This window comes from Streptomyces sp. NPDC029466 (assembly GCF_055574515.1).
In genome coordinates, this window is sequence record NZ_JBVHZH010000003.1 from 129,943 (window position 1) to 141,459 (window position 11,517).

Below are 11,517 nucleotides of genomic sequence, written 5' to 3' on the forward strand. Positions count from 1 at the left end.
TTGTGTCACGAATCGAGCCTAGTTGGTCAGGGTCGGCCCGGCTTCTGCCGTTCGTCTGCCGTGGACCCCACGAAAGTTGAGCACTCTCTCCACCTAAGTCAGGGAATCTTGTTGCCCTTTGGGCGACGCACCGCGGTGGTTCACGCTCACACACTTCACTCCATGACACAGACAACAGCTGCCGTCCGAGCCACCGGGCTCGCGAAAGGCTATGGATCGGGCGACTCCCGGGTGGTCGCTCTCGCAGGAGTCGATGTGGATTTCCGTCGCGGTGAGTTCACCGCGATCATGGGGCCGTCCGGCTCCGGTAAATCAACGCTGATGCACTGCGTCGCGGGGCTCGACCAGGCGGACGAGGGCAGGGTGTGGATCGGGGACACCGAGTTAACGGGCCTGCGCGACAACGCGCTCACCCATCTGCGCCGTGACCGTGTGGGATTCGTCTTCCAGGCTTTCAACCTTCTCCCTACCCTCACCGCACTCGAAAACATCACGCTCCCCTTCGACCTGGCCGGCCGGAAGCACGACCAGGACACGGTGGACAAGGTCATCGAAGCGCTGAATCTGCGAAGCCGGCTGCACCACCGGCCCAGCGAGCTGTCCGGTGGCCAGCAGCAGCGCGTGGCCTGCGCCCGGGCACTGGTAACCCGGCCCGAGGTGGTCTTCGCAGACGAGCCAACCGGCGCACTGGACTCCGCCGCCTCCGCGGAGCTGCTCACATTTCTCCGCCACAGTGTCGACGCTCTCGGCCGGACGGTGGCGATGGTGACCCACGAGCCGAGTGCCGCCGCCTACGCGGACCGGGTGCTGTTCCTCAAAGACGGCCATCTCGTGGACGAACTCCAGTCACCCTCCGCCGACGGCGTGTTGGAGCGAATGAAGTCGTTCGAGAAGGCAGCCGCCTGATGCTGAAGGCGATGCTGCGCGACCTGCTCGCGCACAAGGGCCGTGTGGTGATGACGCTCATCGCCATCGCTCTCGGCGTGACGGCGACGGTCGGAAGCTGGGTGGTGAGCGACTCCATCGCCCTCACCCTCGTGGGCCAGGAGACCCGCAATGATGTAGGTGTCTCGGTGCAGAGCCCCGGAAAGGAACCGCTGCTCACCGCCGCGGACCGGGACCGGCTGGCCCGTACGCCCGGGGTCCGGCGCGCCGCGGGTGTGGTAGTCGGCCGCGCCGGACTGATCGGTCGTGGCAACAAGTTCATCAGGACGACCACGGTGCTGGACCGGGCCGGCACGAACTGGAGCGACGACAAACGGTTCACCATCGAGGCAGGCACGGCACCCACCGGTCCGGGCCAGGTCGCGCTCCGCAAGGCCGATGCCGATTCCGCCGGCCTCTCGGTGGGCGACACCGCCCGGGTGCTGCTGTCCGCCGGACGTTCCGACAGTGCCAGGGTGACGGCGCTCTTCACCTACCACCGGCTGGGCCCCAGCGCCACGACGGACGTGAACGAGGCATCCGATGCGGTACCCGTGGTGGCCTACGACTCGGCGACCGCCGCGACGTTGCTCGGCTCGCGGTTTCACCGCATCGAGCTGATCCCCACGGTCGGTGCAAGTCCCGAAGCGATCAAGGCAGCCGTGCAGAAAGACGTGTCCGACGAGTACCACGTCGAGACGGGCAGCGCCCTGGCCCGCGCCGCCGTGCAGCAGTCGGACTCCGAGGCGCAGGACCTCCGGATGACGATGCTGCCCTTCGCGGCGGTCGCGCTCCTGGTCGGCATGTTCGTCATCGCCAACACCTTCACCCTGCTGGTGAGCCGGCGGACCCGGCAGTTCGCGCTGCTCCGGGCCGTGGGTGCGCGCAAGAGCCAGGTCCGGGCCGGGATCCTCGTCGAGGCCGGTGTGCTCGGAGTGGTCGGCGGCACCCTCGGCACGTTGGCCGGTGTAGCACTGGGCCCCTCGATGATTGCCGTGATGCGGCCGGAGGGCGACGTCGACTTCACCGTCAGCCCGGTGGCCGTCCTGCTCGGATACGGGGTCGCCCTGCTGGTGACCGTGGTGGCTGCGTACCGCTCCTCACGGCGGGCCGCCGCCGTCCCACCGGTCGCTGCGCTGCGCACCGCCGAGACCGTCCCCCGCGAGACGAAGCGGACGCGCAACGTCAGCGGTGCCGGCTGTGTCGTCCTCGGTCTCATCATGGTCGCCGTCACGGCGGGCCCCAGCGCGTCCAACCTCGGGCGGATCAGCGCGCTCGCGGGAGCGGTCCTCGGCGTCATCGGCATGATCGTGCTCGCGCCCTGCTTCGCCGAGGTGCTGCTCCGTCCGCTGATGCGTCTTCTCGGGGCGCGGTCGGGACCGTCGGTCCGGCTTGGTCTGCGCAACGCGGCGGGCGACCCGCGACGGACCTCCGGCACGGCGACCGCCCTCACCGTCGGGCTGGCTCTGGTCTGCGCGTTCGCCACGCTAAGCGCTTCCTTCTCCACACTGATCGCCTCAACGACCCGGGCGAACGTGCCGACTTCGACCACGGTCCTACAGTCCGCGGCCGGGGGCGAGTCGTCGCTCACCCCCGCCGAGGCCGAGAAGGTCAGGAAACTGCCCGGGGTCACCCAGGTGGCCGGGAGCCGCGATGTGCTGGTCGGGCTGACCTACCGGGGCGGCAGCACCGAGCGCCGGATCTCCGCCATCGAGCCGGCGGGCCTCAAGGGCCCGCTCACCCCGCGCCTCACAGCAGGGAGCCTCGACCTGACGCGCGGCGTGGTCATCTCACAGAACCAGGCCGACATGATGGGCCTGGGCATGAACGACAGGATCACGCTGCATCTGAACGCCCGGACCGCCGTCACGCAGACCGTGGTGGGGATCTACGACGCCACCGAACTACAAGCCAGCATCTTCCTCGACGTCAACAAGGCGCCCACGTCCGTGCGTCGGCAGATCACAATGCTGTACGCCACGGGACCCGACCCGGACAGGGCGCGGGACAGCATACGGGCGGCCTTCCGTGACCGCCCGGACGTATCCGTCGGCAGCCGTGAGACGTTGGTCGCACAGGGCGTCGCCCAGCAGTCACTGGCCTTCACCCTGATGTACGCCATGTTCGGCGTCGCGATCCTGATCGCGGTGTCCGGTGTCGTCAACACCTTGGTGCTCTCGGTCATGGAGCGCACCCGTGAGATCGGAGTGATCCGCGCGGTGGGTGCCACCCGGCTCCTGGTCCGCCGGACCATCAGGGTGGAGAGCATTGTGATCTCGCTCTTCGGTGCCCTGCTCGGGGTGGCCGTCGGTGTCCCGGCGGGCGCCGTCATGCAACACGCCATGTTCGGGCAACGGTTGTGGGACTTCTCGCTCCCCGCCGGAATCATCGGCCTGTCGCTGGTCGGTATCACCCTCGCGGCAGTGCTGGCCGCGATATGGCCGGCCCGCCGGGCGGCCCGTACGAAGATGCTGGCGGCGATCGCCGGCGGGTAGCGACAGGTGGTTCGGGGTGCGCCGTCCCGGCGCGGTGGGCATCAGCCCGGGTCGGCGGCCCCGACCACCGTGCGCGCCAGACCCGCCCCATCAGACCGCCCCATAAGCCTCGCCCCCCAGTTCCACCCGCGCCGTACCGGCCGTGGTGTCCGCGAGCCAGGCGCGGAAGGTGTCCAGATCGGCCTCCGGCAGCCCGATCTCGATGCGCACCTCCGCCCCGTACGTCACCTCACGCACCGCCCGCCCCGTGGTGCGCAGGTCGTTCTCCACCCGGCCCGCCCGCTGGTGGTCGACGGTGACCGTCACCAGCCGGAAACGCTGCCGGGTGACGGTGCCCAGCGCGTCCAGCGCCTCACCGACGACGCCTCCGTACGCACGGATGAGGCCGCCGGCACCGAGCTTGACGCCGCCGAAGTAGCGGGTGACGACGGCGACGACATAGCGGACCTCGCGGCGCACCAGCATCTGCAGCATCGGGACGCCCGCGGTGCCGCCCGGCTCGCCGTCGTCGCTCGCCTTCTGGATACCGCCGTCGGCGCCCAGGACATAGGCGAAGCAGTGGTGGCGGGCGGTGGGGTGCTCCTTGCGGATGCGCGCGATGAAGTCCTGGGCCTCGGCCTCGGTCGCGACGGGCGCGAGCGCGCAGAGGAAGCGGGACTTGTTGATCTCGATCTCGTGGACACCCTCGCGCGCGAGCGTGCGGTACTGCTCCTGCATCGGACCAGCCTATGCGGCCCCTCTGACAGGCGGGCACCGGCCGGTCCCGGTGGTCCGCGCCGCGCGGGGCTGTCCGCCGTAAGGGCGCGGGGGTCCGCCGTACGGGCGCAGTGCGCACGGCCACGCGGCGTACCCGCCCCGTCCGCACGGTGCGTCGGGGAGACGTCCGCGCCGCCCGTGGGCACTGTGAGGGCGGTGCGAGAGCCTCGTGTTTCCGGGGCCCCGCTCGTACAGGTAGGAACGGCGGGTTTGCGGAGGGCTGCATGGAAGAGAGCACACAGTCGGCGATGACGGCGGGCGTTCCGGTGACGGGCGAGGAGATGCCCGAGCCCCCGCCGGAGGTCATCGAGGCGGCACGCACGGCGCCCGACCACTGGCTGGCCATGGTGGATCTGACCTGGCGGGGAGAAGGGCCGCCACCGCTGTGGGCGCTGATCGGCCAGTGGCGGTCGGGTCCGACGGGCGAGATCGAGGAGTGGCGGGACAATCCGGAGTACCGGCCGTCGCCCCAGATGCTGGACTGGTCCGAGCCGACGGACGCGGTCGACGGCGCACTCCAGCTCGCCGCGACCGGCTACGGGCCGGGGCAGGACGTCACGGAGGCGCTGGCGCGCGCGGAGGTCTCCGTCCTGGTGACCGCGACCGGTACACCACTGGCCGCCGCCTCACCCGAGGGCACTCCGGTGATCCCCGTCTACACCTCGCAGAGCTACCTCGAATCGGTGGGCCGGCTGCTGTACGACCGTCGGCCGGTGGCCGACCTCGTCGAGCAGCTGCCGCCGGGGCATGCCCTGTACCTCAACCCGACCGGGCCGGTGAGCATGCTGGTGGACACCGAGGAGCTGCGCGCGGCGCTGGCCGCGGTGACCGGAACCGAAGCCCGGGAACCGGCCACGCCCGTGGCACCGCGGCCGGGAACCGGAGCCGGCGGCGCCGAGCCCGTCGGCAGCGGCCGCGGCATCGGCAAACCGGCCCGTGCCGCGAAGGGCAGCACCGTGGTGGGGGCCGGAATGGCCGGCAGCGGAATGGCCCGCGGCGCGAACTGAACCACCGCGCAAAAGACCCGCCCCGCCCGTCTTCCCCTTCGGGCGGGGCGTCTGCCGTGCGGCGCACACCGGCTGTCTCACTCCGCGGAGTGGTCACCCTCCGCGACGGGAATCTCCGGGTCACGCCGTCCGTTGATCGGCACAGGACTCTTCCATCCGCAGGAGGCAGTGCGTGTACGGCGACCCCAGTACGATCCGCAGGATCCTGACCGAGCTCGGCGACACCTGGGCGGTCGTGGGCCTGTCCAACAACGAGCAGCGCCCGGCGCACGGCGTCGCGGAGGTGCTCCAGCGCTACGGCAAGCGGATCGTGCCGGTGCATCCGAAGGCCGAGCGCGTCCATGGCGAGCAGGGCTACCCCTCGCTCTCCGCGATCCCCTTCCCGGTCGATGTCGTCGATGTCTTCGTCAACAGCGAGCTGGCCGGCCCGGTCGCCGATGAGGCCGTGACGGTCGGGGCGAAGGCCGTCTGGTTCCAGCTGGGCGTCGTCGACGAGGCGGCCTGGAACCGGGTGCACGACTCCGGTCTCGACATGGTGATGGACCGCTGCCCGGCGATCGAACTGCCTCGTCTGGGCTGAGTGGGGGGCCGAATGCACCTGGCCTGAAAAGCCCCGTCCGCGTGGCTCGCGAACGGGGCTCCGGGGGTGCGCTGCGTTACTCGGGCGTGGGCTCAGCATCAGGGAGGATGAAGCCCCGTACAGGGGTCGTCTCCTCCTGCTCCTCCACCTGAGCCTCGCGGTACGCAGCCACAAGGGCGGCGTACCGCGAATTGATCAACTCGGCCATGGGGGCTCCAATCGACGCACCGAGTGTGGCAGACGTCGGTTATGGCTTGTCCCGGCACGGCGGGCGGGGCGTCGGCATGGGCTTGATGGGGCCGGTGTCCGACGGCGAATGCTGACACTTCGCGGAGACCGCGATGAGTTGATCACCCGTCGGGGCTCCCCATAGCTCCTCATCGACGTCATACCCGGCGATACGGATGGCGTCCTGCGTGCGCACCAGGATCAGAGGGTCGTAGTTGTCCGGGTCGTAGCCGGGGTAGTGGTGGACGAAGTCGCCCAGCGACGCGCACAGCTCCTCCTACACCTTCGTGTGGAGGATGAGCGCATGCCAGCCTTCGTCAACGACGCGGGAGGGAGCCAGGGCGACATCAGGCATCTTGGCGCAGGCAACGATGAACTTCAGTCCCTCGTTCGTGATGCGCTGCGCCATGTCCCCTGCCATGCCGGGGTTGGCGTCCTGCACGGTCCCGACGACGCTCAGGAACGCTGCCGGGCTGATCAGATCGCTTACCGTTAACACGTGCGGCCTCTCTTTGAGTTGTGTCGTACGCCTGCCGTCTCCGACCGTGATCGCTGTCCAGGCATTCGGCCGGAGACGGCTCTTCTCTTCCTACGGCCCGCCCAGGGGATGCCGACCAAAGCGAACCTGGGACGGACGTTCATGGAGGGTCGCCCGGCGACGTCGCTTGCTCCCGCCGGCACGCCTCTTTCCGGTTGTGGAGTAGCAGCTCCGTTGATGCGATCGCAGCCGCCGCGCAGTCTTGGCGCTCGCGCGCCTCGTCCCGCACCTTCACCCACGCTGTGCAGTCGGGGCAGTTCGGATCCGGCGTAGGCAGGTCTCCGTACGGCTCCGTCAGCTGCACCGGGGGCGTCTGAATCCCTCTCGGTTCGCTCATGTCTCCAATAAACGCCGCTACAGGGGACGTTGGTACGCCCATAGCCGGGACGGAGCGGCCTCTTCGGCTCTATCGTCCTGAGTGGCCCAAACGTCCCGGGAGGAACCTTGAATACTGCGCTGCAAGACGCTATGGCGAGTGCCGGTATCAGGCCCCGGCAGCTAGCACGTATGGTCGGGGTTGAACACAAGACCGTAGAACGATGGCTGAGCAACCCTGACCGGGCTCCCCGCGAATCCACTCAGGAGGAGGCCGGCCGCGCGCTAGGAGTGGACCCCATGACTCTGTGGCCCAAGTCGGTGCGTTCTCACGTCAAAACGGGGCATGACCGCGAGATCATCGCGGCCTACCCTTTCCGCAGCGCCGCCCCCACGTCGCTGTGGGCGTCGCTCATCGACGGTGCGTCCCAGAATCTGGCGTTAGCCGGCTACACGAACTACTTCCTGTGGCAGCAGCACCCCCGCCTAGGGGCGCGTCTGAAGGCCAAGGCCGAGGCCGGCGCCCGGATCCGGTTCCTGGTCGGCGACCCGGAGTCGGACGTCACGCGCAAGCGGGAGGAAGTGGAGGGCGTCCCCCTCACCGTCAGCACACGCATCAAGATCACGCTGGATGCGCTGGAGAAGATGGGCGAGTGCCGTGGGATCGAAGCGCGATTCAGCGATCAGCACATCGCGCTGTCCGTCTTTCAGTTCGATGATCAGATGCTGGTGACCCCGCACATCGCCTCGTTGCTCGGCGACGAGTCCCCCATGCTCCACCTCCGCCGGCTTGAGGACGACGGACTGTACGACCGGTTCGCCAGTCACGTGACGACGCTGTGGGACAGCGGCCGACCGGTAGAGCTGTAGTCCGCGCACGCAAGCGACCGGACCGGCGCGCAGCCCTCAGGCGATTCCCAGCCCGTCCAGCACCGTCGCGCCCGGGAGTTCGGCCAGGGCCTTGCCGGGGACGATGAGTTTGCCGCGGCGGCTGCCGCTGCCGATCAGGGCGTAGGGGGTGTCGACGACGGCGGCGTCCACGAACAGCGGCCAGTCGGCGGGCAGGCCGATCGGGGTGATGCCGCCGTACTCCATCCCGCTGTCGCCGACGGCCTTGTCCATCGGCGCGAACGACGCCTTGCGCGCGCCCAGTTGACGACGCACCACTCCATTGACGTCGACGCGGGTGTGCGAGAGGACGACGCAGGCGGCCAGGGTGGCCTCGCCGCCGCGTTTGCCGGCTACCACCACGCAGTTCGCCGACTGTTCCAGGAGCCAGGGGCCGTAGCGCTCGACGAGCAGCGCGGTGTCCGCGATCGCCGGATCCGTGTCGACGTGGCGCAGCTCCTCGACGGGCACCGAGCCGCCCCAGGCACGGATCGCCGCGGCCACCGGCTCTGGCAGCAGGTCCAGGCACTCGACGGCGGGCCGGACCTCGTCAAAAGCATCCATCGGGACGGGCATGCCCGCCAAGCTAACAGCCGGGACGGCCCGGCGGCGGGCCGTCTCAGCGTACGGGCGGGATGATCACCGACATGGTCATCTCGACCGGTTCCGTGCCGTCGTTGCGGTAGCCGTGCGCGACCTTGGCCTCGAAGGTCGCCGAGGCACCGGCGGGCACCTCGTGCTCCTCGCCGTCCACGACCAGCGTCAGCGTGCCGGCCCGGACATGCAGCAGTTCGACGGTGCCGGGCGGATGCGGATCGGAGGTGCTGCTGTCGCCGGGCATCAGCCGCCAGTCCCATAGTTCGTAGGGGCCGGGTGCCTCGGCGCCTACCAGGAGCGAGGTGAAGCTGCCGGCGTCGGTGGACCAGAGCCGGACCGCCTCCTGCGGGGTCACGATCCGTACCTGCGGGCCCTGTTCGTAGTCGAGGAGCGTGGTGATGCTGACGCCGAGCGCGTCGGCGATCTTGACGGTGGTCCCCACGCTGGGGTTCGTACGGGCCTGCTCAATCTGGATGATCATGCCGCGGCTGACACCGGCGCGGGCCGCCAGCGCATCGAGGGTGAAGCCGCGCTCGGCGCGCCAGTGCTTGAGGTTGCGGGCGAGCGACTGTGTGAGCTGGTCGAGATCCGTCACGGTCCGTCCAAGTCGAGGCCAATATATTCGATACCCCAGTACAGTCTGCTGCACTACGGTGTGGTGTACTTCAGCGTCCGGTTCACTGTACTGCGAGGTTTCACCATGACAGCGGTCTTCGCCCTGGCCACCAGCCTTCTGTGGGGGCTCGCCGACTTCGGCGGCGGACTGCTGACCCGACGGTTCCAGGCGCTGACCGTAGTGGTGGTCTCCCAGGCCCTGGCCGCCGTCGTGCTGGGCGCCATCGTGCTGGCCACCGGCGGCTGGCGGGAGGCCGGACCGCAGCTGTGGTTCGCGGTCGGAGCGGGTGTCGTCGGCCCCGCCGCCATGCTCTGCTTCTACCGCGCGCTGGCGCTCGGCCCGATGGGCGTGGTCTCCCCGCTCGCCTCGTTCGGCACGGTGCTCGTTCCGCTGGGTGTGGGGATCGTGGCGGGTGAGCGGCCGGGCCTGCTCCAGGTCAGCGGCATGCTGGTGGCCGTGGTCGGGGTCGTGCTGGCGGGCGGCCCGCGGATCAGCGGTGCCTCCGTGGCCGGCCGGACGATCACCCTGACGGTGATCTCGGCGCTCGGCTTCGGCGCGGTGATGGCGCTGATCTCGGAGGCGTCGACGACCGTGACCGGGCTCTTCCTCGCCTTGTTCGTCCAGCGGCTGTGCAATGTCGCCGTCGGCGGCGTCGCGCTCTACGCGTCGGTGCGGCGCGGCACTCCGGCCCTGCCCGAGGGCGGGCTGCCGGCGCTCCGGGACGCGCTGCCCGCACTCGGCTTCGTCGGTATCGCCGATGTCGCCGCGAACGGCACCTACGCCCTCGCCGCGCAGAGCGGACCGGTCACCATCGCGGCGGTGCTCGCTTCCCTCTACCCGGTCGTCACCACGCTCGCCGCACTCGGCATCCTCAAGGAGCGGCTGCGGGCCATCCAGACGGCCGGCGCCTCCCTCGCCCTGGTCGGCTCGGCCCTGCTCGCCTCCGGCGGCTGACCGCATCGGGGCCGGCGGCGCTCCGCCGCACCTGACGCCGGATCAGGACGTCTCGTACGCCTCGCCGGCCTCCGCCGCCTGCCACTCCTCCAGTGCGACCAGCTGCTCCGGGGTGACGCCCTCGGGTATCGGCACCGGCGCCGGGGTGCGCAGCGGCGGCTGCCAGCCCTGCCGGGGATCCCAGCGGCGGACGATCCGGGCGGGCGCGCCGGCGACCACCGCGTGATCGGGAACATCACCACGCACCACCGCCCCGGCCGCGACGACCACATTCCGGCCCAGCCGCGCCCCGGGCAGGATCACCGCACCGGTCCCGATCCAGCTGCCGGGACCGATGGCGACCGGGTCGCTGCGCGGCCACTGCTTGCCGACCGGCACCTCGGGGTCGTCATAACTGTGGTTGGTGGTGGTGACGTAGACGCCGGGACCGAAGAAGCAGTCATCGCCGATCGTCAGCCGGACATCGGCGATCACATGGCTGCCGCGGCCCAGCACCACACCGTTTCCCAGCGTGAGGATCGGCTCCGCACCGAGATCGAGGTCGGGCATCATGCCCGCCGTCAGCGTCACGTCCTGAGCGATGATGCAGTGGTCGCCGAGCTCGATCCACGGGTCACCGAAGACCGTGCCCTGCGGGTAGGCGAGCCGGGTGCCGGTGCCGATCCGGCGGAAGCGGTACGGGCCCGGGCGCTCGGCCGTCACGGCCGCGGCCTCGCGCACCCAGCGCGCGCCGCGGTGGACGGCGCGCGACACGGCCCGGCGCCGCCAGGCCGCGACAGACGAGAACACGTTCTGGTTTATCGGCACTCGCACACCGTACTCAGCCCGCGGCCGGAGGGCCCCGCCACGGGCTGTGATCTTCGCCCCACCGGCGCACCGCACCGCCCGGCACGAGCCCGCGGCGCGCCCGTCGTCTACGGTGCTCTCGGCGCGGCGCAGAACGACGAGGAGGTCCAGGATGACGGCACGGGCGTTGATTTCACCGGTGGGCGGCAAGGAGCCGAAGATCGATCAGAAGGCGTTCACCGCCCCCACATCCGTCGTGCTCGGCGAGGTCACGATGGCTCCGGGCACCAGCGTCTGGTACCACACGGTGCTGCGGGCGGACTGCGGCCCGATCGTGCTCGGCGCCGACAGCAACATCCAGGACAACTGCACGGTCCATGTCGATCCCGGCTTCCCGGTGACCGTCGGCGCACGGGTCTCGGTCGGGCACAACGCGGTGCTGCACGGCTGCACCGTCGAGGACGATGTCCTGATCGGCATGGGTGCCACGGTGCTGAACGGCGCGCACATCGGCGCCGGCTCGCTGGTCGCCGCGCAGGCGCTGGTCCCCCAGGGCATGCGGGTCCCGCCCGGTTCGCTGGTCGCCGGGGTGCCGGCGAAGGTCAAGCGGCAGCTGACCGACGAGGAGCGCGAGACCATCAAGCTCAATGCGGTCATGTATCTGGAGTTGGCGGCCCAGCACCGGGAAGTGGTCGCGGACTCCGGGGACTGAGCCGGCCCACGGGAGAGCGCGGGGTCCGGACGCCGGGGGGGGGGGGGGGGGGGGGGGGGGGGGGGGGGGGGGGGGGGGGGGGGGGGGGGGGGGGGGGGGGGGGGGGGGAGGGGGGGGGGAA

General features: G+C 70.4%; 12 protein-coding genes. 7 read left to right on the plus strand and 5 right to left on the minus strand.

Annotated features, from left to right (window positions below; genetic code table 11):
- Positions 1-162 precede the first annotated feature (162 nt).
- Positions 163-906 carry an ABC transporter ATP-binding protein gene (locus tag ACZ4XD_RS04140; protein ID WP_468037983.1) on the plus strand — a complete coding sequence of 248 codons (744 nt, stop codon included), beginning with the start codon at positions 163-165 and terminating at the stop codon, positions 904-906.
- A complete protein-coding gene (locus ACZ4XD_RS04145; RefSeq protein ID WP_468037985.1) occupies positions 906-3,419 on the plus strand; it encodes an ABC transporter permease in 2,514 nt (837 codons plus the stop codon). Before ACZ4XD_RS04140 ends, ACZ4XD_RS04145 begins: the two co-directional genes overlap by 1 nt.
- A 90-nt stretch (positions 3,420-3,509) precedes the next feature.
- Here the strand turns inward: ACZ4XD_RS04145 and ACZ4XD_RS04150 are convergent, their stop codons facing one another.
- The gene (locus tag ACZ4XD_RS04150) at positions 3,510-4,136 is read right to left on the minus strand and encodes a YigZ family protein (RefSeq protein WP_468037987.1); all 627 of its coding nucleotides are present in this window, start codon (positions 4,134-4,136) and stop codon (positions 3,510-3,512) included.
- A 263-nt stretch (positions 4,137-4,399) separates the two neighbouring features.
- Here ACZ4XD_RS04150 and ACZ4XD_RS04155 point away from each other — a divergent pair, with 263 nt between their 5' ends.
- Complete coding sequence (locus ACZ4XD_RS04155; protein ID WP_468037989.1) at positions 4,400-5,182, plus strand: type VII secretion system-associated protein; 783 nt, start codon at positions 4,400-4,402, stop codon at positions 5,180-5,182.
- A gap of 172 nt (positions 5,183-5,354) precedes the next feature.
- Complete coding sequence (locus ACZ4XD_RS04160; RefSeq protein WP_468037991.1) at positions 5,355-5,762, plus strand: CoA-binding protein; 408 nt, start codon at positions 5,355-5,357, stop codon at positions 5,760-5,762.
- Positions 5,763-6,267: 505 nt separating this feature from the next.
- Here ACZ4XD_RS04160 and ACZ4XD_RS04165 read toward each other — a convergent pair.
- A complete protein-coding gene (locus ACZ4XD_RS04165; protein WP_468037993.1) occupies positions 6,268-6,489 on the minus strand; it encodes a glycine-rich domain-containing protein in 222 nt (73 codons plus the stop codon).
- Between the two features lie 654 nt (positions 6,490-7,143).
- On the opposite strand from ACZ4XD_RS04165, the gene ACZ4XD_RS04170 reads away from it, so the two are divergent.
- Positions 7,144-7,713 (plus strand): hypothetical protein, encoded by a 570-nt coding sequence (locus ACZ4XD_RS04170; RefSeq protein WP_468037995.1) that lies wholly within the window; start codon positions 7,144-7,146, stop codon positions 7,711-7,713.
- Positions 7,714-7,749: 36 nt separating this feature from the next.
- On the opposite strand, the gene ACZ4XD_RS04175 is transcribed toward ACZ4XD_RS04170, so the two are convergent.
- Together ACZ4XD_RS04175 and ACZ4XD_RS04180 are read right to left on the minus strand one after the other, a co-directional pair.
- Positions 7,750-8,307 carry a YbaK/EbsC family protein gene (locus ACZ4XD_RS04175; RefSeq protein ID WP_468037997.1) on the minus strand — a complete coding sequence of 186 codons (558 nt, stop codon included), beginning with the start codon at positions 8,305-8,307 and terminating at the stop codon, positions 7,750-7,752.
- Positions 8,308-8,350: 43 nt separating this feature from the next.
- The gene (locus ACZ4XD_RS04180; RefSeq protein ID WP_423611739.1) at positions 8,351-8,923 is read right to left on the minus strand and encodes an XRE family transcriptional regulator; all 573 of its coding nucleotides are present in this window, start codon (positions 8,921-8,923) and stop codon (positions 8,351-8,353) included.
- Between the two features lie 105 nt (positions 8,924-9,028).
- Here ACZ4XD_RS04180 and ACZ4XD_RS04185 point away from each other — a divergent pair, with 105 nt between their 5' ends.
- On the plus strand, positions 9,029-9,898 hold the full coding sequence (locus ACZ4XD_RS04185) for an EamA family transporter (RefSeq protein ID WP_468037999.1): 870 nt from the start codon (positions 9,029-9,031) through the stop codon (positions 9,896-9,898).
- 42 nt (positions 9,899-9,940) lie between these two features.
- Here ACZ4XD_RS04185 and ACZ4XD_RS04190 read toward each other — a convergent pair whose 3' ends face one another.
- A complete protein-coding gene (locus tag ACZ4XD_RS04190; RefSeq protein ID WP_468038001.1) occupies positions 9,941-10,705 on the minus strand; it encodes an acyltransferase in 765 nt (254 codons plus the stop codon).
- A gap of 151 nt (positions 10,706-10,856) precedes the next feature.
- Here ACZ4XD_RS04190 and ACZ4XD_RS04195 point away from each other — a divergent pair, with 151 nt between their 5' ends.
- The gene (locus tag ACZ4XD_RS04195) at positions 10,857-11,396 is read left to right on the plus strand and encodes a gamma carbonic anhydrase family protein (RefSeq protein ID WP_468038003.1); all 540 of its coding nucleotides are present in this window, start codon (positions 10,857-10,859) and stop codon (positions 11,394-11,396) included.
- The last annotated feature ends 121 nt before the right edge of the window (positions 11,397-11,517 follow it).